26 protein-coding genes are annotated in these 25948 nt (G+C 61.5%); 18 read left to right on the forward strand and 8 right to left on the reverse strand.

Annotated elements, in window-relative coordinates; translation table 11 throughout:
* Positions 1-7: 7 nt before the first annotated feature.
* The 8 genes from JZ00_RS16985 to JZ00_RS17020 all read left to right on the forward strand — a co-directional run bounded on the left by JZ00_RS16985 (position 8) and on the right by JZ00_RS17020 (position 7984).
* Positions 8-1009, forward strand: coding sequence for a diguanylate cyclase domain-containing protein (locus tag JZ00_RS16985; protein ID WP_039592031.1), 1002 nt, complete (start codon positions 8-10; stop codon positions 1007-1009).
* 179 nt (positions 1010-1188) lie between these two features.
* Positions 1189-2284 (forward strand): peptide chain release factor 2 gene (gene prfB / locus JZ00_RS30915; RefSeq protein ID WP_095963568.1). Its coding sequence is split into 2 segments (ribosomal slippage): positions 1189-1260 and positions 1262-2284, totalling 1095 coding nucleotides; the frame shifts between segments, so codons are not numbered across the junction.
* Positions 2285-2391: 107 nt separating this feature from the next.
* Positions 2392-3894 (forward strand): lysine--tRNA ligase, encoded by a 1503-nt coding sequence (gene lysS / locus JZ00_RS16995; RefSeq protein ID WP_039592029.1) that lies wholly within the window; start codon positions 2392-2394, stop codon positions 3892-3894.
* A 101-nt stretch (positions 3895-3995) separates the two neighbouring features.
* On the forward strand, positions 3996-4712 hold the full coding sequence (locus tag JZ00_RS17000; RefSeq protein ID WP_039592028.1) for a TetR/AcrR family transcriptional regulator: 717 nt from the start codon (positions 3996-3998) through the stop codon (positions 4710-4712).
* An 84-nt stretch (positions 4713-4796) separates the two neighbouring features.
* Positions 4797-5351 (forward strand): hypothetical protein, encoded by a 555-nt coding sequence (locus JZ00_RS17005; RefSeq protein ID WP_039592027.1) that lies wholly within the window; start codon positions 4797-4799, stop codon positions 5349-5351.
* A 37-nt stretch (positions 5352-5388) separates the two neighbouring features.
* Positions 5389-6666 carry a flavohemoglobin expression-modulating QEGLA motif protein gene (locus JZ00_RS17010; protein ID WP_039592026.1) on the forward strand — a complete coding sequence of 426 codons (1278 nt, stop codon included), beginning with the start codon at positions 5389-5391 and terminating at the stop codon, positions 6664-6666.
* An 86-nt stretch (positions 6667-6752) separates the two neighbouring features.
* On the forward strand, positions 6753-7658 hold the full coding sequence (locus tag JZ00_RS17015; RefSeq protein WP_039592025.1) for an alpha/beta hydrolase: 906 nt from the start codon (positions 6753-6755) through the stop codon (positions 7656-7658).
* Positions 7655-7984 carry a hypothetical protein gene (locus JZ00_RS17020; RefSeq protein ID WP_039592024.1) on the forward strand — a complete coding sequence of 110 codons (330 nt, stop codon included), beginning with the start codon at positions 7655-7657 and terminating at the stop codon, positions 7982-7984. The genes JZ00_RS17015 and JZ00_RS17020 overlap by 4 nt, the downstream gene beginning before the upstream one ends.
* Before the next feature lie 129 nt (positions 7985-8113).
* Here the strand turns inward: JZ00_RS17020 and JZ00_RS17025 are convergent, their stop codons facing one another.
* From JZ00_RS17025 to JZ00_RS17035, 3 genes are all read right to left on the reverse strand, one after another.
* Complete coding sequence (locus JZ00_RS17025; RefSeq protein WP_039592023.1) at positions 8114-8905, reverse strand: OmpA family protein; 792 nt, start codon at positions 8903-8905, stop codon at positions 8114-8116.
* Between the two features lie 49 nt (positions 8906-8954).
* On the reverse strand, positions 8955-9368 hold the full coding sequence (locus JZ00_RS17030) for a DUF4398 domain-containing protein (protein ID WP_014336761.1): 414 nt from the start codon (positions 9366-9368) through the stop codon (positions 8955-8957).
* Between the two features lie 287 nt (positions 9369-9655).
* Entirely contained in the window at positions 9656-10000 is a 345-nt protein-coding gene (locus tag JZ00_RS17035; protein ID WP_039592022.1) for a hypothetical protein, read from the reverse strand.
* Positions 10001-10178: 178 nt separating this feature from the next.
* Here JZ00_RS17035 and ppc point away from each other — a divergent pair, with 178 nt between their 5' ends.
* From ppc to JZ00_RS17070, 7 genes are all read left to right on the forward strand, one after another.
* On the forward strand, positions 10179-12809 hold the full coding sequence (ppc, locus tag JZ00_RS17040; protein WP_039592021.1) for a phosphoenolpyruvate carboxylase: 2631 nt from the start codon (positions 10179-10181) through the stop codon (positions 12807-12809).
* Positions 12810-13098: 289 nt separating this feature from the next.
* Positions 13099-13749 carry an adenylate kinase gene (gene adk, locus JZ00_RS17045; RefSeq protein ID WP_039592020.1) on the forward strand — a complete coding sequence of 217 codons (651 nt, stop codon included), beginning with the start codon at positions 13099-13101 and terminating at the stop codon, positions 13747-13749.
* A 94-nt stretch (positions 13750-13843) separates the two neighbouring features.
* Positions 13844-14521: a tRNA (adenosine(37)-N6)-threonylcarbamoyltransferase complex dimerization subunit type 1 TsaB gene (gene tsaB / locus JZ00_RS17050; protein WP_039592019.1), complete on the forward strand. Its 678-nt coding sequence runs from the start codon at positions 13844-13846 to the stop codon at positions 14519-14521.
* Positions 14522-14860: 339 nt separating this feature from the next.
* Positions 14861-15169 carry a hypothetical protein gene (locus JZ00_RS17055; RefSeq protein ID WP_039592018.1) on the forward strand — a complete coding sequence of 103 codons (309 nt, stop codon included), beginning with the start codon at positions 14861-14863 and terminating at the stop codon, positions 15167-15169.
* Positions 15169-16029, forward strand: a complete 861-nt coding sequence (locus JZ00_RS17060; protein WP_039592017.1) for a DUF72 domain-containing protein — start codon at positions 15169-15171, stop codon at positions 16027-16029. Before JZ00_RS17055 ends, JZ00_RS17060 begins: the two co-directional genes overlap by 1 nt.
* Positions 16030-16062: 33 nt before the next feature.
* Positions 16063-16884, forward strand: a complete 822-nt coding sequence (locus JZ00_RS17065; RefSeq protein WP_039592016.1) for an isocitrate lyase/PEP mutase family protein — start codon at positions 16063-16065, stop codon at positions 16882-16884.
* Between the two features lie 16 nt (positions 16885-16900).
* Positions 16901-17599: an extensin-like domain-containing protein gene (locus JZ00_RS17070; RefSeq protein WP_039592014.1), complete on the forward strand. Its 699-nt coding sequence runs from the start codon at positions 16901-16903 to the stop codon at positions 17597-17599.
* A gap of 3 nt (positions 17600-17602) precedes the next feature.
* On the opposite strand, the gene JZ00_RS17075 is transcribed toward JZ00_RS17070, so the two are convergent.
* Positions 17603-18223 carry a hypothetical protein gene (locus tag JZ00_RS17075; RefSeq protein WP_039592013.1) on the reverse strand — a complete coding sequence of 207 codons (621 nt, stop codon included), beginning with the start codon at positions 18221-18223 and terminating at the stop codon, positions 17603-17605.
* Positions 18224-18314: 91 nt separating this feature from the next.
* Here JZ00_RS17075 and JZ00_RS17080 point away from each other — a divergent pair, with 91 nt between their 5' ends.
* A complete protein-coding gene (locus JZ00_RS17080) occupies positions 18315-19097 on the forward strand; it encodes a class I SAM-dependent methyltransferase (RefSeq protein ID WP_039592012.1) in 783 nt (260 codons plus the stop codon).
* Between the two features lie 59 nt (positions 19098-19156).
* On the opposite strand, the gene JZ00_RS17085 is transcribed toward JZ00_RS17080, so the two are convergent.
* A complete protein-coding gene (locus JZ00_RS17085; protein WP_039592011.1) occupies positions 19157-19792 on the reverse strand; it encodes a TetR/AcrR family transcriptional regulator in 636 nt (211 codons plus the stop codon).
* Positions 19793-19886: 94 nt separating this feature from the next.
* Between JZ00_RS17085 and JZ00_RS17090 the strand changes: the two genes are divergently transcribed.
* Both JZ00_RS17090 and JZ00_RS17095 read left to right on the forward strand, forming a co-directional pair.
* On the forward strand, positions 19887-20987 hold the full coding sequence (locus JZ00_RS17090; protein ID WP_039592010.1) for an efflux RND transporter periplasmic adaptor subunit: 1101 nt from the start codon (positions 19887-19889) through the stop codon (positions 20985-20987).
* Positions 20988-20993: 6 nt separating this feature from the next.
* Complete coding sequence (locus JZ00_RS17095) at positions 20994-24059, forward strand: efflux RND transporter permease subunit (protein WP_039592009.1); 3066 nt, start codon at positions 20994-20996, stop codon at positions 24057-24059.
* Positions 24060-24197: 138 nt separating this feature from the next.
* Here JZ00_RS17095 and JZ00_RS17100 read toward each other — a convergent pair whose 3' ends face one another.
* The 3 genes from JZ00_RS17100 to JZ00_RS17110 form a co-directional block, all read right to left on the reverse strand.
* Entirely contained in the window at positions 24198-24887 is a 690-nt protein-coding gene (locus JZ00_RS17100; RefSeq protein ID WP_039592008.1) for a DUF4197 domain-containing protein, read from the reverse strand.
* Positions 24888-24916: 29 nt separating this feature from the next.
* On the reverse strand, positions 24917-25321 hold the full coding sequence (locus tag JZ00_RS17105; protein WP_039592007.1) for a YbaY family lipoprotein: 405 nt from the start codon (positions 25319-25321) through the stop codon (positions 24917-24919).
* Positions 25322-25414: 93 nt separating this feature from the next.
* The gene (locus tag JZ00_RS17110; RefSeq protein ID WP_039592006.1) at positions 25415-25762 is read right to left on the reverse strand and encodes a hypothetical protein; all 348 of its coding nucleotides are present in this window, start codon (positions 25760-25762) and stop codon (positions 25415-25417) included.
* Positions 25763-25948 lie beyond the last annotated feature (186 nt).

The raw sequence follows: 25948 nt of genomic DNA on the forward strand, positions 1-25948 counted from the left end.
AGCCCCCATGAATGATTTACAACTCGACGATTTCAAGCGCGATGAGAATGCCGCCATGGTCCTGCTCGTCGACGACCAGGCGATGATCGGCGAGGCGGTACGACGCGGGCTGTCGAACGAACAGAACATCGATTTCCACTTCTGCTCCGACCCCCACCAGGCGATCGCCCATGCGGTGCGCATCAAGCCGACGGTGATCCTCCAGGACCTGGTGATGCCAGGCCTCGACGGCCTGAGCCTGGTACGCGAATACCGCAATCACCCGGCCACCCGAGACATCCCGATCATCGTCTTGTCCACCAAGGAAGACCCGCTGATCAAGAGCGCGGCGTTTGGTGCAGGGGCCAACGACTATCTGGTCAAGTTGCCGGACAACATCGAGCTGGTGGCGCGCATTCGCTATCACTCACGTTCCTACATGATGCTGTTACAGCGCGACGCGGCTTATCGTGCCCTGCGGGTGAGCCAGCAGCAGCTGCTCGACACCAACCTGGTGCTACAACGATTGATGAATTCCGATGGTCTGACCGGGTTGTCCAACCGGCGGCACTTCGATGAATACCTGGAGTTGGAGTGGAGAAGGGCGCTGCGGGATCAATCCCAATTGTCGTTGCTGATGATCGACGTGGATTACTTCAAATCCTACAACGACAATTTCGGCCACCTGGAGGGCGACGAAGCCCTGCGCAAAGTCGCCACGGCCATCCGCGAGGCGTGCAGTCGCCCCTCCGACCTGCCGGCCCGCTATGGCGGCGAGGAGTTCGCCCTGGTATTGCCCGGCACCTCGCCTGGCGGCGCCCGGCTGATGGCGGAGAAACTGCGCCAGAGCGTCGTTGCCCTGAAAATTCCCCATGCCACGCCCGACGGCGGCGAGAACCTGACCATCAGCATCGGCATCGCGACCTTCACGCCCCAGCAGGGCGGCGACAGCCGGCAACTGATCTCGGCGGCGGACAAAGGGCTGTACCTGGCCAAACACAATGGCCGTAATCGGGTTGGGGTTGAATAAACCCGTTGCCTGGCGAGAGTGCTTTTGTGGCGAGGGAGCTTGCTCCCTCGCCACCGGGGCAGTGTTTAATCATGCCACTGGGTTTCATTGCCTCTAAAGCCGCCAGGCGGGCTGCCGCTGGCGCTTGATTACGTTATACTCGCCGGCTTTCAAAAGTTCGCCAACGAGTGCTGCCCGCCATGGAAATCAACCCGATCCTGAACACCATCAAGGACCTGTCCGAGCGCTCCGAAACTATTCGGGGGTATCTTTGACTACGATCAAAAGCATGAGCGCCTGACCGAAGTCAATCGCGAGCTTGAAGATCCGAATGTCTGGAACAACCCTTCGTACGCCCAGGAACTGGGCCGCGAGCGTTCTGCGCTGGCGCAGATCGTCGAGACCCTGGATGAATTGTCCAGCGGCCTGGCCGATTGCCGCGACCTGCTGGACATGGCCGTTGAAGAAAACGACGAAGGCGCGGTCGGCGATGTCGTCGCCGAGCTGACCCGCCTGGACGAGAACCTCGCCAAGCTGGAATTCCGCCGCATGTTCAGCGGCGAGATGGACATGAACAACGCCTACCTGGACATCCAGGCCGGCTCCGGTGGCACCGAAGCCCAGGACTGGGCCAACATCCTGCTGCGCATGTACCTGCGCTGGGCCGACAAGCGCGGTTTCGACGCCACCATCATGGAGCTGTCGGCCGGTGAAGTCGCCGGGATCAAGGGCGCCACCGTGCACATCAAGGGCGAATACGCCTTTGGCTGGCTGCGGACCGAGATCGGCGTGCACCGCCTGGTGCGCAAGAGCCCGTTCGACTCCGGCAACCGTCGCCACACCTCATTCTCGGCGGTATTCGTCTCGCCGGAAATCGATGACAACATCGAAATCGAGATCAACCCGGCCGACCTGCGCATCGACACCTACCGCTCCTCCGGTGCCGGTGGCCAGCACGTCAACACCACCGACTCGGCCGTGCGGATCACCCACGTACCGACCAACACCGTGGTCAGTTGCCAGAACGAACGCTCCCAGCACGCCAACAAAGACACCGCGATGAAGATGCTGCGGGCCCGCTTGTACGAGCAGGAAGTGCAGAAGCGCAACGCCGCCTCCCAGGCCCTGGAAGACACCAAGTCCGACATCGGCTGGGGGCACCAGATCCGTTCGTACGTGCTCGATGCCTCGCGGATCAAGGACCTGCGGACCAGCATCGAACGCAGCGACTGCGACAAAGTGCTCGATGGCGACATCGATGAATACCTGATCGCCAGCCTCAAGCAAGGGCTGTAACGCGACACCCACGCGGCGGGCAGGCACGCTTCCATGGGAGCGAGGCCTGCCCGCAAACTCCGGCCCGGGGCCGGGGGCAACGAACCTGTGATGGAAACCTTAAAGACATGAGCGACCTAGAACTCGACCCGCAAGCCCTGCAACAGGAAGAAAACTCCCTGATCGCCCTGCGCAAGGAAAAGCTTGCTGCCGAGCGCGCCAAGGGCCAGGCCTTCCCCAACGACTTCCGTCGCGATTCGTACTGCGACGCCTTGCAGAAGAAGTACGCGGACAAGACCAAGGAAGAGCTGGCCGAGGCGGCGATTCCGGTCAAGGTTGCCGGTCGCATCATGCTCGATCGTGGTTCGTTCATGGTGATCCAGGACATGACCGGTCGCATCCAGGTCTACGTCAACCGCAAGACCCTGCCGGAAGAAACCCTGGCCGCCGTCAAGACCTGGGACCTGGGCGACATCATCGCCGCCGAAGGCACCCTGGCCCGCTCCGGCAAGGGCGACCTGTACGTCGAAATGACCAACGTGCGCCTGCTGACCAAGTCCCTGCGCCCGCTGCCGGACAAGCACCACGGCCTGACCGACACCGAGCAGCGCTACCGCCAGCGCTACGTCGACCTGATCGTCAACGAAGACGTGCGCCAGACCTTCCGCGTGCGCTCGCAGGTCATTGCCCACATCCGCAGCTTCCTGATGAAGCGTGACTTCCTGGAAGTCGAGACGCCGATGCTGCAGACCATCCCTGGCGGTGCGGCGGCCAAGCCGTTCGAAACCCACCACAACGCCCTGGACATGGAAATGTTCCTGCGCATCGCGCCGGAGCTGTACCTCAAGCGCTTGGTCGTGGGTGGCTTCGAAAAAGTCTTCGAGATCAACCGCAACTTCCGTAACGAAGGCGTTTCGACCCGGCACAACCCCGAGTTCACCATGCTCGAGTTCTACCAGGCCTATGCCGACTACGAAGACAACATGGACCTGACCGAAGAGCTCTTCCGCGAGCTGGCGCAGCTTGTTCTCGGGACGACCGACGTGCCCTACGGCGACAAGGTGTTCCACTTCGGCGAGCCGTTCGTGCGCCTGTCGGTGTTCGACTCGATCCTCAAGTACAACCCTGAACTGACTGCCGATGACCTGAACGACATCGACAAGGCCCGCGCCATCGCCAAGAAGGCCGGCGCCAAGGTGCTGGGCTTCGAGGGCCTGGGCAAGTTGCAAGTGATGATTTTCGAGGAACTGGTCGAGCACAAGCTGGAGCAGCCGCACTTCATCACCCAGTACCCGTTCGAAGTGTCGCCGCTGGCCCGTCGCAACGACGAAAACCCAAGCGTGACCGATCGCTTCGAGCTGTTCATCGGTGGTCGTGAAATCGCCAACGCCTATTCCGAGCTCAATGACGCGGAAGACCAGGCCGAGCGCTTCATGGCCCAAGTGGCCGACAAGGACGCAGGCGACGATGAAGCCATGCACTACGACGCCGATTTCGTGCGCGCCCTCGAGTACGGCATGCCGCCCACAGCCGGCGAAGGCATCGGCATCGATCGCCTGGTGATGTTGTTGACCAACTCACCGTCGATCCGCGATGTCATCCTTTTCCCGCACATGCGGCCCCAAGCGTAAATGCTTCAATTAAAAAGCCGCCTCGATGGGCGGCTTTTTATTGCCTGTCTGGTACAAACGTATCAATTGGTTACTTCTGAAATAGCGAGGAAAGACCTGTCGTGAATCGTGCAATGGCTCCAGAAGGTGCAGCAGGCGTCGCCACTGCTGTCGCTGAAAGTGTTCAGTACCAAGGCCGCAAGGCCAGCCGACAGGGCAGTGAACAGCGCCGCCAGGACATTCTCGACGCGGCCATGCGCATTGTCGTGCGCGATGGCGTGCGGGCCGTGCGACACCGCGCGGTAGCCGCCGAAGCGGGCGTGCCGCTGTCTGCCACCACTTACTACTTCAAGGATATCGATGACCTGCTCACCGATACTTTCGCCCAGTACGTGGAGCGCAGCGCGGCGTTCATGGCCAAGCTGTGGACCAACAACGAAGGGCTGCTACGCGAGATGGTCGCCTATGGGGACGGCAGCGCCGAGTCACGCTCGCAACTGGCCGACGACATTGCGCGGATGACAGCCGACTACGTTCAGCATCAATTGCACAGTCGTCGCGACTACTTGATGGCCGAACAGGCTTTCCGCCAGGAAGCGCTGCTCAACCCGCGCCTGGCGGAGTTGGTACGCTCCCACCAGCAAATCCTGTTGCACGGCACGTGTCAGTTTTTCCAGGTCCTGGGCTCGCGCGAGCCGCAACAGGATGCCAAAGTGTTGACGGCGATTATCGGACGGATGGAATATCAGGGCTTGCTCAATGGCGCCGAGCCGGTAGCCGAAGAGGACATGCTCGGCATCCTGACCCGTTATATGCACTTGGTACTGGCGTCGGTGTAACCCTTTTCGGGTTAGAACAGTCCCTTTGGCGGGGGGATAGATCCCCTCGCCAAAGGACAAGGCGCCTGCCATAGGGAGTTTCAAATGAAAGCCTGGCCCGCCATTGTACTGGCCGTGTCGTTGCTGCTGCTCAGTGGTTGCCTGGTGTCCTTCAAGGCGCCATTGCCTGAAAGTGAAGCCGCGCCCAAGGGCCTGCTTGGCCAATGGACCAGCACCAATGCCTGGGGTGAACCGTTGAACCTGGAGCTGTCGGAAGTCGGCAAGCACCGCTACCAGGCCGTCAGCTACTTCAGGGCCAAGCCCCAGGAACGCGAAGCCATCCCTGTGACGGTGTCCCGGCACGGCAGCCGTTGGTACCTGTCGGCGAAGGTGCCGGCCCGGTTCGGCGGACATTTCGTCATCGCCGGTTTCGAACTGACCGACAAGCAGGAACTGGTGGTCTACAACCTGGACATGGAACAGATCAACCAGGCCATCGGCCAGAAGCTGCTCAGTGGCCAGCCGAACCCGAGCGAAGAGGGCGACGGCGTGTTGGTGGACAGCGACATGCGCAAGGTTTTCAGCTACCTCGACGACCCGGCCAATTCCGATGTGTTCTCGGAGGCCGTGCGCTACCAGCGATTGGCCAAATCCCAATAAACTGCATCAAGCGGACGTTTTTTCACAGGAGTTCCGGGTGGACGATTACCAGCAGACGATACGCACCTTGTCCGATCGCATTGTGCTGGCGCAGACGCCGATTCGCATTCTCGACGCGGTGAAGTGGGATGAGAACATCCGTAAGGGTTTTCTCAAGGCCAAGGGCAAGGAAATGCCGGCGGTCGACCGCGATTATTACCTCAACCGACCGCTGTCGTTCGACTCCAGCAAGGTAAAGCTTGAATTCCAGAACATCGAGCGCGACATCACCCGCCAACTGGGGCAATTCAACCCGGTTGGCCAGATCATGCGCCGCATGTGCAAGGAATACCGCATGGTGGTGCGCATGCTCGAAGCGCGTGGCACCGAGGATTTCGGGCTGATCTCCCAAGAGCTGTATGGCGCCGCATCCGACGCCTTCCACGCCGGCGACCCGACCCTGGCCGACCTGGGCCTGATGCTGTCCGATTACCTGAACAATATCGATGGCCGCGGGGACCTCAAGGACGAGCCCAAGGTCCTCAGCGCCAAGGAAGCTGTCAGCCTGCTGCAACACCGCCTCAACCGGGTGTTCGGCGAGGCCGAGGAAACCATCCGGGTGTTCGAGTCCGACGGCATCGTGGCCGACGCGGCGGCGGGCGCCGACTACATCAAGATCCGTACCGACGCGATGTTCAACGAGCGCGACGTGCGGGCGCTGGAGGTCCACGAAGGGCTGGTGCACGTCGGCACCACGCTCAACGGCCTGAACCAGCCGATCTGCACTTTCCTGTCCAAGGGCCCGCCCTCCTCGACGGTGACCCAGGAAGGCCTGGCGATCCTCATGGAAATCATCACCTTTGCCTCCTACCCGAGTCGCCTGCGCAAGCTCACCAACCGAACCCGGGCGATTCATATGGTGGAAGAGGGCGCCGATTTCCTCCAGGTCTACGATTTCTTCCGTGAGCAGGGCTTTGAAATGGCCGAAAGCTACGGCAACGCCAGCCGGGTTTTCCGTGGCTCGGTGCCCACCGGGCTGCCATTCACCAAAGACTTGTCCTATCTCAAGGGCTTCATCATGGTTTACAACTACATTCAGCTGGCCGTGCGCAAGGGCAAGCTGGAACAGGTGCCGCTGTTGTTCTGCGGCAAGACCACCCTGGAGGACATGCGCACATTGCGCCAGTTGGTGGATGAAGGCCTGGTCGTGCCACCCAAATACCTGCCCGAGCAATTTCGCGACATGAACGCGTTGTCGGCCTGGATGTGTTTCTCCAACTTCCTGAACCACCTGAGCCTGGATCGGATCGAAGCGGATTATTCGAATATTCTTTGACGACGCCACCCATCCCCTGTGGAGCGAGCAAGCTGGCTCCACAATGGGGTGTGTATAACCTCTGGTTTTCTACGAGGCTTCATCGGATGCGAACCCTCGGCATCATCTGCCTGCTGCTGGCCCTGACCGGCTGCAGCTCCGTGCTGTTCTACCCCGAACGCGGCCTGCCCTTTACGCCGGAGCGTGCCAGGCTCGAATACCGCGACGTCACCCTGACCACCGCTGACGGCTTGAAACTGCGGGGCTGGTGGCTGCCGGTGAAGCCGGGCGTGGAGGTCAAAGGCACGGTGCTGCATCTGCACGGCAACGGCGGCAACCTGGCCTGGCACCTCGGCGGGAGCTGGTGGTTGCCGGAGCAGGGCTATCAAGTCTTGATGGTCGATTATCGCGGCTATGGCGTTTCCGAAGGCGAGCCGAGCCTGCCGGCGATTTACCAGGACATCGACGCCGCGTTCAACTGGCTCGACCAGGCGCCCGAAGTCCGGGGCAAGCCGTTGGTGCTGCTCGGTCAGAGCCTGGGTGGCGCGCTGGCGGTGCATTACCTGGTCGATCACCCGCAGCGCCAACGGCAGCTCAAGGCACTGGTGCTCGACGGCGTGCCCGCCAGTTATCGCGATGTAGGGCGTTTTGCCTTGGGCACGTCATGGCTGACCTGGGCGTTCCAGGTACCGCTGTCGTGGCTGGTGCCGGACGGCGACAGCGCCATCGGCTCGATCGCACAATTGACTGGCGTGCCGAAACTGATCTACCACAGCCTCGACGACCCGATCGTGCCCCTTTCCAATGGCATCCGCTTGTATCAAGCTGCGCCGCCGCCCCGCGTGTTGCAACTGACCCGCGGCGGGCACGTGCAGACCTTCGCCGACCCGACCTGGCGAACCGTGATGCTGCGCTACCTCGACGACCCCCTGCACTTCGACGGCCTTCGCCGCCTGGGCGAGGTGCCGAATTATCCACAATCATCCGCTGAATCTTCAGAGAACCCGCAATGAGCGAAGAACGTAACGCCATCCCCCTGATCATCACTGGTATCTGCAGTATCCTCGGCACTGTCGCGGTGCTCTGGTACTACGGCTACCTGCATTTCGCCAAGCCCGAGGATGCGTTGCTGCTCAACGAATTCACCATGCTCAAGACCGTGCCGGGCGAGGACTACAAAGTCGCCCTGGAACCGGCGCCGCAGGTCGCGCAATGCATCGATGGCGTGCTGGTGCTGTTCGACACCGAGCAGAAAGGCCTGACCGGCGTGCTGATCAACGAGAAGAAGCGTGCAGTGCGGTGCATGGGGCAGGAGACACCGCAGCAGCTTCAGCCATAATCAATCCATTCCATCGTGGGCGCGAGCAGCCTCGCCCCCACAAGGAATGTGTATAGCCAGATATATTCGGCCACGAAAAAGCCCCGCCTGATTGAAGCCAGGCGGGGCTTTTGCATTGCACTCAGCCGATCAATTGGCGCTCATGGTCGAGCGCGGGGCGACGGGCTGGTTGTCGTTGGAGATGGTGACTTCCACGCGACGGTTCATGGCGCGGCCCGAGACGCTGGTGTTGTCGGCGACCGGGAATTCCTTGCCGTAACCCTGGGTCACGATGCGGGCCGGATCGACGCCCATTTTCACCAGGGCGGTGCGCACGGAGCTGGCGCGGCGCTCGGACAGCGACTGATTGTAGGAATCCGAACCGGTGCTGTCGGTATAGCCTTCGATGATCACCTTGCGGTCAGGGTTTTCCTGGAGGAACTGCGCAAGCTTGCTCACGTTGGTCATGCCACTGGCACGCAGGTCGGACTTGTTGGTGGCAAACAGCACGTCGCCGAAAGTCACCAGCGTACCGCGCTCGGTCTGCTTGGCGTTGAGGCTGTCCTGCAACTGCTTGATCTGAGCGTTGCGCGCTTCTAGCAGGGCACGGGCGCGTTCGTCACCGGCGTTTTTCAGCTCGGCTTCGGCGTTGCGCAGGGCAATGGTCTGCTTGGCCACTTCTACGCGCTGGTTGGTCAGGTAAGCCAGTTGGTCAACCTTGGCTTCGTCCTCGTTATCCAGGTAGGCCTTGTCGGCCTTGGCCAGGAAATCGGCGGCGTCCTTGGTTTCCAGGGCCGCGACCTTGGTGGCGGCTGGATCGGCCTGCAAACCGTTGTAGTTGGTGCGGGCCTGTTCCAGGTTGGCGTTCGGATCATGGGAGCAAGCGGCCAGGGCTACGCAGGCGGCAAGCAGGGCGGGCATCATGAAATGTTTGTGCGTCATAGTCTGTCGTCCTTTTATCGATGAGAAGTACGTCGTGGCTGGAACCGGGTCACTGGACCTTGTTCATGCCTTCCTGACGCAGTTCCTGAACCCCTTTCTGGGAGTCCTTGAGGGCCTGTTCGGCCTTGGCGGCCTGGGCCTTGCGCTCGGCGACGCGGGCATCCCATTCAGCCTGTTCGGCCAGACGCTTGGCCTCTTCATAATTCTCGTCGTGCATGGCGATTTCGGCTTGCTTGAGTTTGTCCTGGGCCGATTTCATTTCCACCGCGGCAAACTCGGTGCCGCCGGCGCTGACCGCGCTGTTGACCGCCGATTGCGTGACCGCGTATTGCTCCGAAGGTGGATTGCCGGCACAACCGGCCAGGATGAAGCTGCTACCGATCGCCAGGGCAGCCAACTTCAGGCCGCGCAGGCCGGTGGATGAGGGTTTGGCAGTGCAGGTATTCATAGGCTTCAACTCCATTGGAAAACTCCTGAAAAAAAACACCATTCCATGCTGGGACCGAAGCCGTGACGTCTGTTTTGGCGCTGGCGCCAGGGCGCGTTTATTTAAACGGCCGTTCCAGTATGGTTACTCGGTGTGACCCGAGGCTTTTTTCAAAAGTTCAGGCGAGGGTGGCCATTAGCCAAAAGAAATACTGACTGCTTGGTCAGGTGCAGAAAAGCTGAACTTTCAAGGCGCGCAGCGGTATTCCAGCGCGGCTGGAACAGGCTACGCGCTGGAAGTTTGCACCCGGGAAAGGACGGCGATCAGTGTTTGGATTTGTCGCCGTGGGAGGAAAGTTCGCGCAAGTGCCGGCGCGACAATGCGAGGAATCGCGGGGTCGGACCCACGTCTTCGTACAGCGGATCACCTTCTTCATCGGTCGACACGACTTGCGATCCCTTGACGTACGGGAAGCTGGCTTCCAGTTCTTCCAACGCCGCGCCGATCAGCTCCCCGAGCAGTTCTTCGGGCTGGCGCTTGGGGTACATGTCGCAAATGGCCGCCAGGCGCGCCGCGGCCTCGACGTCGAGATGAATCGTGTAGCCGGTCTGGGTCAGGCGTCCCTTGGCGTTTTCTTCCCAATGCTGGGCAAGCTCACGGATTTTCATGATGACCTCAATAGTCCTGCTTTTGGCAGGCGCGATAGTGACAAGCCGTCGTGTGGCTTATCCATGAGACTAGCTTTGTCCGACAAGGTTTAAAGTCCCTTCGTCGCTTGTCATTAACGACTGGCATCGGCACTCTCTTCTACAAAGCTGTCCGGACCTTTTTGCTGGAGAACTGCTGATGACCGATATCGATGCCCGCTTGCGCGAGGACGTCCACCTGCTCGGCGAACTGCTGGGCAACACCATTCGCGACCAGTACGGGGACACCTTTCTCGACAAGATCGAACAGATCCGCAAGGGCGCCAAGGCGGACCGACGTGGTTCCATGGACGCCGAACTGAGCGCCAGCCTCAATCAGTTGAGCGAGGAGGAACTGCTGCCGGTGGCGCGGGCGTTCAACCAGTTCTTGAACCTGGCCAACATCGCCGAGCAATACCAGTTGATTCATCGGCGCGAAGAATCCAAGCCCGCGCCCTTCGAAGCAAGGGTGCTGCCCGAGCTGCTGGCGCGCTTGCGCGCCGAAGGCCACAGCGCCGAATCGCTGGCCCGCCAATTGGGGCGGCTGGATATCGAATTGGTCCTCACGGCCCACCCCACGGAAGTGGCCCGGCGCACACTGATCCAGAAATACGATGCCATCGCCGCGCAGTTGGCGGCCCAGGATCACCGCGACCTCACCAGTGCCGAGCGTTCTCAGATCCACCAGCGCTTGCAGAGATTGATCGCCGAAGCCTGGCACACCGAAGAAATTCGCCGCACCCGGCCAACGCCCGTGGACGAGGCCAAGTGGGGCTTTGCGGTGATCGAGCATTCGCTGTGGCACGCCATCCCCAATTACCTGCGCAAGGCCGACCAGGCCCTGCATGCCGCCACCGGGCTGCGCCTGCCGCTGGAGGCCGCGCCGATCCGCTTTGCCTCGTGGATGGGCGGCGATCGCGACGGCAATCCGAACGTCACTGCCGCAGTCACCCGTGAGGTGCTGTTGCTGGCCCGTTGGATGGCGGCGGACCTCTACCTTCGCGACGTCGATCACCTGGCCGCCGACCTGTCCATGCAGAACGCCAGCGCGGCCTTGCGCGCCCAGGCCGGCGACAGCGCCGAACCCTATCGCGCGGTGCTCAAGCAATTGCGTGAGCGCCTGCGGGCCACCCGCAATTGGGCCCAGGCCTCCCTGAAAGCCAGCACGCCGGCTTCTGCCGAGGTGTTGCAGAACAACCGTGAACTGCTTGATCCATTGGAGCTGTGCTACCAGTCCTTGCACGAATGCGGCATGGGTGTGATTGCCGACGGGCCGCTGCTCGATTGCCTGCGCCGCGCGGTGACGTTCGGTCTGTTCCTCGTGCGTCTAGATGTGCGCCAGGATTCGACGCGCCACACCATGGCAATGACCGAAATCACCGATTACCTCGGGCTGGGCCGCTACGAAGACTGGAACGAAGAGCAGCGCATCGGTTTCCTGCTGGATGAGCTGAATAACCGCCGTCCCTTGTTGCCGCCACATTTCAAGCCGTCGGCCGATACCGCCGAAGTCCTGGCGACGTGCCGGGAAGTTGCAGCGGCACCGGCGGCGTCCCTGGGCTCCTACGTGATTTCCATGGCCGGCGCGGCTTCCGATGTGCTGGCGGTGCAGCTGCTGCTCAAGGAGGCTGGCGTGCTGCGGCCGATGCGGGTGGTGCCGCTGTTCGAAACCCTTGCCGACCTGGACAACGCCGGGCCGGTGATGGAGCGCCTGTTGTCGCTGCCGGGCTATCGCTCGCGCCTGCAAGGGCCTCAGGAAGTGATGATCGGGTATTCCGACTCGGCCAAGGACGCGGGGACCACGGCGGCGGCCTGGGCGCAATATCGGGCCCAGGAACGACTGGTGGACATCTGCCGCGAGCAGCAAGTCGAACTGCTGCTGTTCCATGGTCGCGGTGGCACGGTGGGCCGTGGCGGCGGCCCGGCCCACGCGGCGATCTTGTCGCAGCCGCCGGGTTCGGTAGCGGGACGGTTCCGCACCACTGAACAAGGCGAAATGATTCGTTTCAAATTTGGTCTGCCGGACATCGCCGAACAGAACCTCAATCTTTACCTCGCTGCGGTGCTGGAGGCGACCCTGTTGCCACCGCCGCCGCCTACGCCAGAATGGCGGCACCTGATGGACGAACTCGCTGCCGACGGTGTCCGTGCCTACCGCGCCGTGGTTCGGGAAAATCCCCAATTCGTCGAGTATTTCCGCCAGTCCACGCCGGAGCAGGAGTTGGGCCGGCTGCCCCTGGGCAGTCGGCCGGCCAAGCGCCGTGCCGGGGGAATCGAGAGCTTGCGGGCGATTCCATGGATCTTCGGCTGGACCCAGACTCGCCTGATGCTGCCTGCCTGGCTGGGTTGGGAAACCGCCCTGGGCAAGGCGCTGGAGCGCGGCGAGGGTGAGTTGCTGGGGCAGATGCGCGAGCAATGGCCATTCTTCCGCACCCGCATCGATATGCTGGAGATGGTGCTGGCCAAGGCCGACGCCGACATCGCGTTGTCCTACGATGAGCGTCTGGTTGAACCTGCGTTGCTGCCGTTGGGCGAGCATTTACGCGACCTATTGTCGCAGGCTTGCTCGGTGGTCCTGGGGTTGACTGGCCAGTCGCAACTACTGGCACATAGCCCAGATACCTTGGAATTCATTCGCCTGCGCAACACTTACCTGGACCCGCTGCACCTGTTGCAGGCCGAACTGCTGGCACGTTCGCGGCAGCAGGATGTTGCCCAGGGCAGCCCCGTGGAACAGGCGTTGCTGGTGTCTGTAGCCGGGATCGCCGCCGGTTTGCGCAACACCGGCTGACGTCGGGTCGCTGCCTGAAACCGCTCGCCCGGCTCGTCCGGGCGTAGCCATTTGCGGGGAAGGGCAGGTCGACCAGGCGACAGTTTGTTGCCCGGTTGCGACTCTCGCCACCTCGTACGAAGGTCGCGTCCGACGCGGGTTCCTCCGACTTTCGGCGGCTTGTGTGGGTCGGGCCTGCTGTGTATCTTGATCAGCCTTTGGCCGTTTGGGCGGTCACGATCCAGTTTTCCGAGATTGGCCCCACGAGGCGAATCCGAGCGTTTACATAAAAAAATTGAGGAGCACATCGATGCGCGTCATTCTGCTGGGAGCTCCCGGGGCCGGTAAAGGTACTCAGGCAAAGTTCATCACCGAGAAATTCGGTATCCCGCAAATCTCCACCGGCGACATGCTGCGTGCCGCGGTCAAGGCTGGCACCCCATTGGGCGTTCAAGCCAAGAGCATCATGGATGCCGGCGGCCTGGTGTCGGATGACCTGATCATCGCCCTGGTCAAGGATCGTATCGCTCAAGCTGACTGCGCCAACGGTTTCCTGTTCGACGGTTTCCCGCGCACCATTCCCCAGGCGGAAGCCTTGGTGACTGCCGGTGTCGAGCTCGATCATGTTGTCGAGATCGCCGTCGATGACGAAGAAATTGTCCAGCGCATTGCCGGCCGTCGCGTCCATGAAGCGTCGGGCCGTGTTTATCACACCGTCTACAACCCGCCAAAAGTTGCCGGCAAGGACGACCTGACTGGCGAAGAGCTGGTGCAGCGCAAGGACGATACCGAAGAAACCGTGCGTCATCGCCTGTCGGTCTACCATTCCCAGACCAAGCCGCTGGTGGACTTTTACCAGAAGCTGTCCGAGAAAACCGGCGGCAAGCCGAAGTACAGCCACATCCCGGGCGTTGGCTCGGTCGATGCGATTACCGGCAAGGTGCTTGAAGCGCTGAGCTGAAAAGCCTGATCCGCTGCATCAACTACGGCCCGCTTGCGGGCCGTAGTTGTTTATACTGGCGCACTTTTTCCCCACCTGATTTACGGACACATCGATGAGCACCTTGCTGGCCCTGGACACCGCGACCGAAGCTTGCTCCGTTGCCTTGCTGCATGACGGCAAGGTCACGAGCCATTACGAGGTGATCCCGCGTTTGCATGCGCAAAAATTGCTGCCGATGATCCAGCAACTGCTTGCCGATGCTGGCATCACCTTGCAGGCAGTGGATGCAATCGCCTTCGGTCGCGGGCCTGGCGCGTTCACCGGCGTGCGTATTGCCATCGGTGTCGTGCAAGGGTTGGCCTTTGCCCTGGAACGCCCGGTATTGCCGGTGTCGAACCTGGCGGTGCTGGCCCAGCGTGCCTTGCGCGAACACGGTGCGCATCAGGTGGCGGCCGCGATCGATGCACGCATGGACGAGGTGTACTGGGGCTGCTATCGCGAAACCGACGGCGAGATGCGCCTGGTCGGTGCTGAAGCGGTATTGCCGCCCGAATCGGCGGCGTTGCCGGTTGAGGCGAGTGGCGAGTGGTTCGGCGCCGGTACGGGCTGGGGTTATGGTGAACGGATCGGTGCCCGCGTTGCCGGCGAGGACGCCTCCATGTTGCCTCATGCCGAAGACTTGCTGGCGCTCGCACGCTTCGCCTGGGAACGCGGCGAGGCCATCCCGGCCGATGAGGCGCAGCCGGTTTACCTGCGGGACAAGGTCGCAACGCCCAAATCCGAGCGCTAACCGGCATCACCCCATCCCAAGCCGAGCACAATTGTGGCGAGGGGATTCATCCCCGCTGGACGCGTAGCGCCCCCGACATTGTTGCGTCAGATGCGGATCTGGCGAGTGCTGCGGACTCGAGCGGGGATAAATCCCCTCGCCACACCGTAATACCTGATCCCGGAAACCCAAACCAAAAAGTCATTTCCCACCCGAAAGTCACACCCGACCTTGCCAGTCGTCACTTTTTTAGTCCGTTTTTAAACCTTTTTGGCTTTATGTGTTCTAGTTATCACTTGCGCATTTGCGCGGCTACGAATGTGCCGCTAAATTGCCATCATTGATACCGAGCATTCTGTCATGCGTATAGACGGCGTTTCATCTCAGTCCTACCCCATCAAGCGTCGGCCTCGTACGGGTAAAGCCGTTGAGCCCGAAAACTTCGATGACCTCGATGGCGACCTGGAATTTCCGTCCGAAGAGCAACTGGCCGCCCGCGCTGCCAAAGCCTCGGCGCAACGCCTGAGCAATCTTCCCGCCCGGCAGCAGGACATGCTGTATCACCGCGCCATGAGCCGCAGCGTCGCCACGGCCCTTGCCAGTTACTTGAGCACTGCCGGCTTCGTCGATTGGGATATGGAAGTGCTGGGACTCGACCTCTATATCTGATGCGGTTGCCTTACTACCTCGGCTGCCCATCCTGGAGCGAAAATGCCTGGCGCGATTATCTTTATCCCCAGGATGCCAAAAGCTCCGACTTCCTGAATCTCTATAGCCAAGTATTCAACGCCGTGGAAGGCAACACGACCTTCTATGCGAGCCCGTCTGAGTCCACCGTCCAGCGCTGGGCAGAAATCATGCCCGAGGACTTTCGCTTCACCGCCAAGATCCCCGGTGACATCAGCCATGGCGGTGACTTGCGGGAACACCTGACCGCCACCGAAACCTTCGTTCAATTGCTCAGCCCGCTGGGCGAACGGGTCGCGCCGTTCTGGCTGCAGTTGTCCAAGGCCTTCACGCCCAATCGGTTGCAGGAATTGGCGGCCTTCATCGACGCCTTCCCGCGTCCGCTGGCGGTCGAGGTTCGTCACGATGAGTTCTTCGCCAAGGGCGATGCCGAGCGCCAGCTCAATCGCCTGCTGCTTGATCGCGGCGTGGAGCGCATCTGCCTCGATCCACGGGGCTTGTTCAGTTGCGCCTCGACCGAGCCTTCGGTGATCCATGCTCAATACAAGAAGCCGCGGGTGCCTACGCGACCAGCGGCCTTCACTCAATGCCCCCAGGTGCGCTTCGTCGGTCATCCAGTGGTGGAAGCCAACGAGCCGTTCCTGACGCCTTGGGTGGAAAAGGTCGCCGAGTGGATCGAAGAAGGGCGCACGCCCTATATGTTCCTGCACACCGCCGACAACCTCCTGGCGGCAAAACTCGCGATGCATTTTCACAGCCGCTTGATGAACCGTTTGCCTGGCTTGCCGGCGCTGCCTGAGCTATATAGAGAACCCGCCGCCGAGCAACTGGGTTTGCTCTGAGGCAAACCCGTCCACTGCTCAGGAGCGACTTTCATGGATGCACAAACCCGGCGAGCCCAGGCGTTCAAGGCCTTGCACGAACGCGAAGGGGCTTTTGTCATTCCCAATCCTTGGGATGCCGGCTCAGCCAAGATGCTCGCCAGCCTTGGCTTTGAAGCCTTGGCGACCACCAGTGCCGGCCACGCTTTTTCCCTGGGGCGACCCGATGGGGCGCTGGGCCTGGATGACACGCTGGCTAACGTGCGGGCGATCGTGGCGGCCACGGATTTGCCAGTGGCCGTCGACCTGGAAAACGGATTCGACGATGCGCCTGAAGCGTGTGCCCGTAGCTTGTTGCGTGCGGCAGAAGCCGGGGCGGTGGGGGGCTCCATCGAAGATGCCACCGGACGCCCGGACAGTCCGATCTATTGCTTTGATCACGCAGTGGCGCGGGTCAAGGCCGCGGCCGACGCGGTGCGCAGCTTGCCGTTTCCCTTCTTGCTGACCGCCCGGGCGGAGAATTTCCTGCACGGAAAACCCGACCTGGACGACACCATCCGACGCCTGAAGGCCTTCGCCGACGCGGGTGCAGACGTGCTTTATGCGCCTGGGCTGAGCAGCGCCGAACAGGTCCTCTCCGTGGTACAGGCCGTGGCGCCGAAGCCGGTGAACGTGCTGATGTCCGGCGCGCTGGACCTCACCGTGGCGCAGTTGAGCGAACTGGGTGTCAAGCGCATCAGCGTTGGATCGGCGCTGGCATTGGCGGCCTATGGCGAATTCTTCCGGGCCGCCGAAGAAATCCAGCAGCAGGGGACGTTCACTTTTACCCGTCGTTCGATGCCGTTCAGCCAGGCCAATCAATTATTCAAGGGCTGATGCCCGAGGCGTTGTCGTGCGGTTTTTCAAAGGTTTGGTTATTTTGGCGCTGATCGTTGGCGGCGCAGTGCTTGGCGTCTGGCGTGGCTGGTTGTCGGTGCCGCCGCAATGGAATCCCTGGGCGCCTTTGGACATCAACGCTCCGCCGAATCTGCTGACCCGCTACAAGCTGATGGCCCTGCGCAACGACCCGCAACTGTGTGACCAGGCGCTCGCCACGTCCGGGCTTCGCACCGCTCGCCAGGCGGACAGCGGGGCCAACACGACGTGTCCATTGACCAACGTGTTGCGGGTGCAGGGCGGCGAGGTGGCGCTGAGCAGCAGTTTCCTCGCCAGTTGCCCGCTGGCCGTGGCTTTCGCGTTGTTCGAGCGCCATGCGCTGCAACCGGCGGCAACGGCGCTCTATGGGCAGAAAGTCACGCGGGTCGATCATTTGGGCAGCTTTGCCTGTCGCAACATGTACGGTCGTGAAAGCGGGTCGCGCAGTCAGCATGCTACCGCCAGCGCGCTCGACATCGCCGGGTTTCGCCTGGCCGATGGGCGGGCGATCAGCGTGCTCAAGGACTGGCCGAAGGACAACACCAACGCGCAGTTCCTGCGGCAGGTGCGGGACGGTGCCTGTGACATGTTCAGTGTGGTGTTGAGCCCGGACTACAACGAAGCGCACCGAAACCATTTCCATCTGGATGTGGGGCCGTGGTGGATCTGTCGGTAAGAGTCAGGCGGCGATACGCAGGTTCTGCAGCACGATCGGACGTGCCCAACGGGTATCGAAATCGAGTTGTTTCTGCTGTGCCACCAACTCCTCTTCCGGGAACGGCGGGAAGGGTTTGTCCAGCAAGTCGAGTTCGAATTCGGCAATCGGCAGGTGCAACGGACGCGGTTGTGGCGCCGGGCCTGGTTCTGGCAATGGTTGGCCGGCGGTGAGAACGATCGGGCGAACCCAGTTGCTCTCGAAGGTTTGCTGTTTTTGCTGGGCGACGATTTCTTCCGGCGGGAAGGGTGGGAACGGCTTGTCCAGCAAGTCGAGTTCGAATTCGGCAATTGGCAGGAACAATGGCTCTGGTGGCTTGACCTGGGTTTCAGTCACGTCGCAGGTGCGCTGGCTGACGATGTGGTCCAGCAATTCGGCGCCGAGGGTCGGTTCAACCGCTTCATCGAGGGCGACGGGCTGGTAGCTGCCAGGCGCCGGTGCGTTTTCACCCAGTTGATCGGCCAGGGCCCGGGCAAAGAAATCCTGCCACAGGTGACTGACGCCGCTCAGCGCTTGGGTGTTACGCAGGCTGTAATCGCCGTAAGGGGAGATAACGCCTATCGATGTGGATTGAATGTCTGACATTTTTCTCGGTCGACGCTCAGCTCTGGCAAAATGCCGTTCACCGTTGTTATCGGCCGATTTTGCCGATCCTTAATTTTTTGGGCGTGTTTTCATGATTGAGCAACCTGCGACCTGCCGCATCCATGTCGAGGCCCTGGCCCCGGCCTTCCAAACGCAGGCCGAACAGTGGGCCGAGCGGCTTGGCCTGCCTTTGCAAATGGACGACGGCGAGTTTGCCTTGCAGGTCGGCGAGCAGGGGTTGCAACTGCAGCAACTGGGGCCGGACGCGCCGGGCCCGGTGCGGGTGGATTTCGTCGAGGGTGGCGCGGCCCATCGGCGCTTGTATGGCGGCGGTAGCGGCCAGATGATCGCCAAGGCCGTCGGTGTCGCCCAAGGCGTGCGTCCTCGAGTGCTCGACGCCACGGCGGGGCTGGGCAAGGACGCGTTTGTGCTGGCGAGCCTGGGCTGCGAAATGAGCCTGATCGAGCGCCAGCCGCTGATCGGCGCTTTGCTGGAAGATGGCCTGGCGCGCGGCGCCGAGGACTTCGACGTGGCGCCGATCGTGGCACGCATGCGTTTGTTCAAGGGCAATTCCATCGAGCTGATGCGCAACTGGGAAGGCGAGCCGCCCCAGGTGATCTACCTGGATCCGATGTTCCCTCATCGGGAGAAAACCGCCCTGGTGAAGAAGGAAATGCGCCTGTTCCGGCCGCTGGTGGGCGATGACAATGACGCACCGGCGCTGTTGGCTGCGGCGCTGGCACTGGCGACCCACCGGGTGGTGGTCAAGCGCCCGCGCAAGGCGCCATGCATCGAAGGGCCAAAGCCGAGCCATGGACTGGAGGGCAAGTCCAGTCGGTACGATATCTATCCCAAGAAAGCGCTCAAGGCGTGAGAATCGAGCCTGCTCCGGGCGCGATCCGACGAAGAAAGCCCAGGTGATGCCTCCGGAATCTAGGGCCGATATGCCCGCATGAACAACCCCACCACTTCCTGCACGTGAGCCTCGGCCGCTTCGGCGTCCTGCGGCCCGTCGCAGCCGTACAGCAACCGGAAGTTCGCCGCGCCCTTGATGAGGCAGAAAAAATGCTCGGCGGCATTTCGCGGTTTATCGATGCTCAAGGCGCCGCTCTGGTTGACCTTGCTCAGCAACCGTTCCATGCCTGAGAGCATGCGTTGCGGGCCGGCCTCGTAGAAAATCGTCGAGAGCTTCGGGTCCTGGCTACCCAGGGCCACCATCAGCCGATGCAGGTTCACCGACTCATCGCTGTTGATCAGTTGATTGAAGCCACGGGCGATGTTCAACAACACGTGTTCGATCGGGACGCCATCCGCCCATTCGAAGAACAGCGGCGGCACTTGTTCCTCGCACTTGGCAATCACGGCGGCGGAAAACAGCGTTTCCTTATCGTTGAAATGGCTATAGACGGTCAGCTTCGACACGCCGGCCTCGGTCGCGACGGCATCCATGCTGGTACTGGCGTAACCCAGGCTCAGGAATAGATTTTTCGCCGCATCGAGAATGGCCTGGCGCTTGGCCAGATCCTTCGGACGGCCAGGGCCGCTGGGAGGGGGAGGATTGTTCGACATTATTCGCTTTTAATACTGGACTGGTGAGTTTGCTATTAATAACATACCCGCCAGTATAATTATTCCAAGCATCATTAGCGAAAGGTCATCCACCATGTTCCGCTATGTCCTGCCCCTCGCCGTGCCAGTCAGCCTGGCCTTTTTATTGTCTGCGTGTGGCCACGAGGAGCCGGTGGCCGTCACCGTCCGCCCCGCCATGGTGGTCAAGCCCGAGCCTTCGGCCCAGGCGATGGACAGTTATCCCGGTGAAGTGCGGGCGCGATTCGAGCCGGATCTGGCCTTCCGCATTGGTGGCAAAGTCAGCCGACGGCTGGTCGAAGAGGGCCAGCGGGTCAAGGCCAACCAGCCCCTGGCTGAACTCGATCCCGAAGACGTGCGCCTGCAACTGGAAGCGAGCCGGGCCCAAGTCGCGGCCGCCGAGGCCAACCTGAGCCTGGTGCGCGCCGAGCGCGACCGCTACAAGACCTTGATGGAGCGGCAGATGGTCAGCCGCTCCCAATACGACAACGCCGAAAATCTCTATCGCTCCGGTGCCGCGCGGCTCAAGCAGATCAAGGCTGAATTCGATGTCGCCAGCAACCAGGCCAGCTATTCCATACTGCGTGCCCCTCAGGATGGCGTCGTGGCCCGGCGTTCGGTGGAAGTCGGTCAAGTCGTGTCGGCCGGTCAAACAGTCTTCACCCTGGCCACCGACGGTGAGCGCGAAGTATTGATCAGCCTGCCGGAGCAAAGTTTCGGGCGTTTCAAGATCGGCCAGCCGGTTTCGGTCGAACTGTGGAGCCAGCCTGATCAGCGCTTCAGCGGGCGTATCCGCGAACTGTCGCCGGCCGCGGACCCGAAATCGCGCACCTTCGCCGCGCGTGTTGCGTTCACCGCCGGCAGCGTCCCGGCGGAGCTGGGCCAGAGCGCCCGGGTGTTTATCCAGAATGCCGAAAAGGTCCCGCTGTCAGTGCCGCTGTCGGCCCTTACCGCTGAGAACGGCGCGACCTACGTCTGGGTGGTCAATCCCGACAACACCTTGAAAAAAGTCCCGGTGCGCGTCGGTGCCTTCGGTGAAAAAACCGTGCCGGTGCTCGAAGGCCTGGGTGCCAACGACTGGGTGGTGGCCGCTGGCGTACATGTGCTCCTCGACGGCCAGCAGGTCCGGCCGGTGGATCGCTCCAACCGCGTGGTCAACCTGGCGGCCAAGGAGTAATCCCCGATGGGTTTCAATCTTTCCGAATGGGCGTTGCGCAACCGCCAGATCGTACTGTTCCTGATGCTGTTGCTGGCAATCGTCGGCGCGCTTTCCTACACCAAACTTGGCCAGAGCGAAGACCCACCGTTCACGTTCAAGGCCATGGTCATTCGTACCATCTGGCCCGGCGCAACGGCCGAGGAAGTGTCGCGCCAAGTCACCGAGCGCATTGAAAAGAAGCTGATGGAAACCGGCGATTACGAAAAAATCGTCTCGTTCTCGCGCCCAGGCGAATCCCAGGTGACGTTCATGGCCCGTGACTCCCTGCATTCCAAGCAGATTCCCGAGCTGTGGTACCAGATCCGCAAGAAAATCAGCGACATCCGGCATACATTGCCGCCCGGTATCCAAGGGCCGTTCTTCAACGACGAGTTCGGCACCACGTTCGGCAATATCTACGCGCTCACCGGTGACGGTTTCGATTACGGCGTGCTCAAGGATTATGCCGACCGCATCCAGATCCAGCTGCAGCGGGTCAAGGATGTGGGCAAGGTCGAGCTGGTCGGCCTGCAGGACGAGAAGATCTGGGTCGAATTGTCGAACGTGAAACTGGCGACCCTCGGCCTGCCGCTCGCGGCTGTCCAGCAAGCCCTGGAAGCGCAGAATGCGGTGTCCACCGCCGGCTTCTTCGAGACCGGCAGCGAGCGATTGCAGCTGCGGGTTTCCGGGAATTTCCAGACGGTGGAAGAGATCCGTGATTTTCCGATCCGTGTGGCCGACCGCACCTTCCGCATCGGCGATGTGGCCGAGGTGCGTCGCGGCTTCAACGATCCACCGGCGCCGCGCATGCGTTTCATGGGTGAAGATGCCATCGGCCTGGCCGTGGCGATGAAAGAGGGCGGTGACATCCTCGTGCTGGGCAAGGCCCTGGAAGTCGAGTTCGCCCGGATCCAGAACACGTTGCCGGCGGGGATGCAGTTGCGCAAGGTTTCGGACCAACCGGCGGCGGTGAAGACCGGCGTCGGTGAGTTTGTCCAAGTGCTGGTGGAAGCGCTGACCATTGTATTGCTGGTGAGCTTCTTCTCCCTGGGGCTGCGCACGGGAATGGTGGTGGCACTGGCGATCCCGCTCGTGCTGGCGATGACCTTCGCGGCGATGTATTACCTGGGCATCGGCCTGCACAAGATCTCCCTCGGCGCGCTGGTCTTGGCGCTGGGGTTGCTGGTGGACGACGCGATCATCGCCGTGGAGATGATGGCGATCAAGATGGAGCAGGGCTTCGACCGGATCAGGGCGGCCAGCTACGCCTGGACCAGCACGGCGTTTCCGATGCTCACCGGCACCTTGATCACGGCGGCGGGTTTCCTGCCGATCGCCACCGCCCAATCGGGCACGGGCGAGTACACCCGTTCGATTTTCCAGGTGGTGACCCTTGCGTTGTTGGCGTCCTGGGTCGCTGCCGTGGTGTTCGTGCCGTACCTGGGGGAAAAATTCCTGCCGGACCTGGCGAAGATTCATGCGGCCAAGCATGGCACGGTAGATGGCCAGCCTGATCCCTACGGCACGCCGTTTTATCAGCGTGTGCGGCGACTGGTGGAATGGTGCGTGCGCCGGCGCAAGACCGTCATCGCAATGACCGTGCTGTTGTTCCTGGGCTCGGTGGTGCTGTTCCGTTTTGTCCCACAGCAGTTTTTCCCGGCATCGGGGCGCCTGGAGCTGATGGTCGACCTGAAACTCGCCGAAGGCGCTTCGTTGGTGAACACCGCCGAGCAGGTCAAGCGCCTGGAAGCGTTGCTCAAGGATCACGCCGGCATCGACAACTACGTGGCCTATGTCGGCACCGGTTCACCGCGTTTCTATCTGCCGCTGGACCAGCAACTGCCTGCGCCGAGCTTTGCCCAATTCGTGGTGCTGGCCAAGACCATCGAGGACCGCGAGCCCCTGCGCAGTTGGCTGATCAGCACTCTGAACGAGCAGTTCCCGACCTTGCGCTCACGGGTGACACGCCTGGAGAACGGTCCGCCGGTGGGCTACCCGGTGCAGTTTCGCGTGACGGGCGAGCACATCGAGGAGGTCAGGGCCTTGGCGCGGAAAGTCGCGACTAAGGTTCGCGAAAATCCTTACGTCGTCAACGTGCATCTGGACTGGGAAGAGCCGAGCAAAGTGGTGTACTTGAATATCGACCAGGACCGCGCCCGGGCCCTGGGCGTGACCACTGCCAATCTGTCGAGCTTCCTGCAAAGCTCCCTTACCGGATCCAGCGTCAGCCAGTACCGGGAAGACAACGAGCTGATCGAGATACTGCTGCGCGGCACCGTGCACGAGCGCACCGAATTGTCGCTGCTGCCGAGCCTGGCGGTGCCGACAGACAATGGCCAGAGCGTTGCCCTGTCGCAGATCGCGACGCTGGAGTATGGCTTTGAAGAGGGCGTGATCTGGCACCGCAACCGGCTGCCGAGCGTGACTGTCCGGGCCGATATCTACGGCAAGGAACAACCGGCGACCCTGGTGCAGCAGATTTTCCCGACCCTGGATCCGATACAAGCGGAACTGCCAGACGGCTACCTGCTTGAGGTGGGGGGCACTGTGGAAGACTCGGCCCGCGGTCAGAAATCGGTGAATGCCGGCGTACCGCTGTTCATCGTGGTGGTGCTGACGTTGCTGATGCTGCAACTGCGCAGCTTCTCACGTACGGCGATGGTGTTCCTCACCGCGCCGCTGGGGTTGATCGGCGTCACGCTGTTCCTGTTGGTGTTCCGCCAGCCATTCGGTTTCGTCGCCATGCTCGGCACCATCGCGCTGTCCGGGATGATCATGCGCAACTCGGTGATTCTGGTGGACCAGATCGAGCAGGACATCAAGGCCGGGCTTGCCCCGTGGCAGGCGATCATTGAAGCGACGGTACGACGGTTCCGTCCGATTGTGCTCACCGCACTGGCGGCAGTGCTGGCGATGATCCCGCTGTCGCGCAGCCTGTTCTTCGGACCGATGGCGGTGGCGATCATGGGGGGATTGATCGTGGCGACAGCGTTGACGCTGTTGTTCCTGCCGGCGTTGTATGCGGCGTGGTTCAGGGTCAAGAAGACCTGATCAACAGGTGCACACCGGATCTGTGGCGAGGGAGCTTGCTCCCGCTGGGCCGCGCCGCGGCCCCAAGCTCATGCGCTTGCTGCGCAACCGAGCGGGAGCAAGCGCCCTCGCCACGGGGATCGTGTCTGCCGGATAGGCTCAGAGCGTGCCGAAAACCTTCTTCGCCAAACTGGTCGCCGCTGCCGCCGGGTTCTGGCGAATGGTGGCTTCCTGCTTGCCGATCATCTCGAACAACCCGTCCAGCGCCTGCTCGGTCACGTAGTTTTCAATGTTGGCGCTTTTGGCGTCCAGCACGCCGAAGGTGGCGGCCTGACCGGCGAAGGCGTTGTATTTCTGGGCCAGGCCGACCTTGTCGGTGGCTTGCTTGACGATGGGCAGGAACTTGGCGCGAATCTGCTCGCGGCTGCTCTTGTTCAGGTATTGGGTGGCCGAATCATTGCCACCGCTCAAGATGCCCTTGGCATCAGCCACGCTCATGTTCTTCACCGCATCGACGAGGATCGGCTGGGCCTGGACCACGGCGGCTTCGGCCGCCTGGTTCATGCTGGTTTCCAGTTGATCGACCTGCTCACCCATGCCAAAGGCTTTCATCTTGCCGGCCACTTTGCCGAGCTTGCCGGGCAATTCGATTTTTACGTCCGGGTTGTTGCTGAACCCGCCCGGCGCGCCCAGTTGCTTGACGGCGACCTGGGCTCCTTGGGTCAGGGCATCCTTGAGGCCGCCAGTGGCGTCCTTCTGGGACAGGTCACCCAGGGACAGGGCCATGGCATTGGCGCAAATCAACAGGCCGGCACACAAGCCGGTGAAGCGAAGGGTAGAACGGAGCATGGCAGCTTCCTTGAGGAGTGGAACAGGACTCAGCGTGCGGCGTTGACGCGGATCTTCAACGGCTGCGGATCTTTGCCATCGAGCTGCACGGTGTGCTGTTCAGTGGTGATGAACATCAACTGGCCGTCGACTTCGATGCGGGCGCTCACGGCATAACGATGGCCGGGCTTGACCTGCGCCGGATCATAACTGAGCTTGAATGGTAAAGGGACCTGTCCTTCGACCTGGCCACGCTGCTCATCGATCACCACCGCTGCGGCGTCGGCAAGGGAAACGTCTTGCAGGCTCACGGTCAAGGTTGCCGTGGGCGGCAAGGCGATGCGTTGCAAGTAAAAGACTTCACCGTCAAGGGATTCGACGGTTGCGGTGGGTGGCGTTGCCGATTGGCAAGCGGCCAGTAAGGCCATGGAGGTAAGCAGAGCAAATTTTTTCATGGGTCATTACCTTTCCCTTTGACGCCAGCGACATGCCGGCGCCAAAGGGAATCTGGAGGATTTAGGCTAATAAATCCACCTGAACGTTGCGACTCAGGAGCCGAACGTGAATGGCAGAGCCTCTTCGGTGTCCGTTACTTGCGCAAGAGTCAGATTGATATCAACTTTCTGATCGCCGCCGTTCCAGATGAACGTGTGCGCAGTGTTCAGGAAAAGGGGACCAGGGGCGTTGATTTGCGCGGTCACCGAAAATTCTTCGCCTTCGGTGGCGATGTCGCTGTCGATGGTAAAACTGACGATCCATGGCTTTTTCGGTATCTGGTTGCCGCCATGGCCGCTGGAGGTATGCGGCGTTTCGAAAGTGACGTATGTGCCTCCGCTTTCAGGGAGTTGAACATTGTCAGGCAAGTGAATGGACGCTTGGATGGTGTGTTGGCTCATGTTGAATTCCTTTTCAATACGTCGATGTTGACGTGAGTTCATCCTAGAGCGCTGCGCCCAAATTTTCTGTAGGTCTTTTCTCCGTTTGACGTCGCCTCGGCCGCTGCGAAGCGTCGGAGTATGCCTCTCGAGTACCCAGCCACTCACCGCAAGCGTTCCATGCTCACGATGAGTCCTTGGTAAATT

It is taken from the genome of Pseudomonas frederiksbergensis, assembly GCF_000802155.2.
Taxonomy (GTDB): Bacteria; Pseudomonadota; Gammaproteobacteria; order Pseudomonadales; family Pseudomonadaceae; genus Aquipseudomonas; species Aquipseudomonas frederiksbergensis_A.

Excerpts from the sequence above, each read along its gene's own strand:
- JZ00_RS16985 (WP_039592031.1), top strand. The coding sequence starts at position 8 with ATGAATGATTTACAACTCGACGATTTCAAGCGCGATGAGAATGCCGCC.
- lysS (WP_039592029.1), top strand. The coding sequence starts at position 2,392 with ATGAGCGACCTAGAACTCGACCCGCAAGCCCTGCAACAGGAAGAAAAC.
- JZ00_RS17005 (WP_039592027.1), top strand. The coding sequence starts at position 4,797 with ATGAAAGCCTGGCCCGCCATTGTACTGGCCGTGTCGTTGCTGCTGCTC.
- JZ00_RS17015 (WP_039592025.1), top strand. The coding sequence starts at position 6,753 with ATGCGAACCCTCGGCATCATCTGCCTGCTGCTGGCCCTGACCGGCTGC.
- JZ00_RS17020 (WP_039592024.1), top strand. The coding sequence starts at position 7,655 with ATGAGCGAAGAACGTAACGCCATCCCCCTGATCATCACTGGTATCTGC.
- JZ00_RS17025 (WP_039592023.1), bottom strand. The coding sequence starts at position 8,905 with ATGACGCACAAACATTTCATGATGCCCGCCCTGCTTGCCGCCTGCGTA.
- JZ00_RS17030 (WP_014336761.1), bottom strand. The coding sequence starts at position 9,368 with ATGGAGTTGAAGCCTATGAATACCTGCACTGCCAAACCCTCATCCACC.
- JZ00_RS17035 (WP_039592022.1), bottom strand. The coding sequence starts at position 10,000 with ATGAAAATCCGTGAGCTTGCCCAGCATTGGGAAGAAAACGCCAAGGGA.
- ppc (WP_039592021.1), top strand. The coding sequence starts at position 10,179 with ATGACCGATATCGATGCCCGCTTGCGCGAGGACGTCCACCTGCTCGGC.
- adk (WP_039592020.1), top strand. The coding sequence starts at position 13,099 with ATGCGCGTCATTCTGCTGGGAGCTCCCGGGGCCGGTAAAGGTACTCAG.
- tsaB (WP_039592019.1), top strand. The coding sequence starts at position 13,844 with ATGAGCACCTTGCTGGCCCTGGACACCGCGACCGAAGCTTGCTCCGTT.
- JZ00_RS17055 (WP_039592018.1), top strand. The coding sequence starts at position 14,861 with ATGCGTATAGACGGCGTTTCATCTCAGTCCTACCCCATCAAGCGTCGG.
- JZ00_RS17060 (WP_039592017.1), top strand. The coding sequence starts at position 15,169 with ATGCGGTTGCCTTACTACCTCGGCTGCCCATCCTGGAGCGAAAATGCC.
- JZ00_RS17065 (WP_039592016.1), top strand. The coding sequence starts at position 16,063 with ATGGATGCACAAACCCGGCGAGCCCAGGCGTTCAAGGCCTTGCACGAA.
- JZ00_RS17075 (WP_039592013.1), bottom strand. The coding sequence starts at position 18,223 with ATGTCAGACATTCAATCCACATCGATAGGCGTTATCTCCCCTTACGGC.
- JZ00_RS17080 (WP_039592012.1), top strand. The coding sequence starts at position 18,315 with ATGATTGAGCAACCTGCGACCTGCCGCATCCATGTCGAGGCCCTGGCC.
- JZ00_RS17085 (WP_039592011.1), bottom strand. The coding sequence starts at position 19,792 with ATGTCGAACAATCCTCCCCCTCCCAGCGGCCCTGGCCGTCCGAAGGAT.
- JZ00_RS17090 (WP_039592010.1), top strand. The coding sequence starts at position 19,887 with ATGTTCCGCTATGTCCTGCCCCTCGCCGTGCCAGTCAGCCTGGCCTTT.
- JZ00_RS17095 (WP_039592009.1), top strand. The coding sequence starts at position 20,994 with ATGGGTTTCAATCTTTCCGAATGGGCGTTGCGCAACCGCCAGATCGTA.
- JZ00_RS17100 (WP_039592008.1), bottom strand. The coding sequence starts at position 24,887 with ATGCTCCGTTCTACCCTTCGCTTCACCGGCTTGTGTGCCGGCCTGTTG.
- JZ00_RS17105 (WP_039592007.1), bottom strand. The coding sequence starts at position 25,321 with ATGAAAAAATTTGCTCTGCTTACCTCCATGGCCTTACTGGCCGCTTGC.
- JZ00_RS17110 (WP_039592006.1), bottom strand. The coding sequence starts at position 25,762 with ATGAGCCAACACACCATCCAAGCGTCCATTCACTTGCCTGACAATGTT.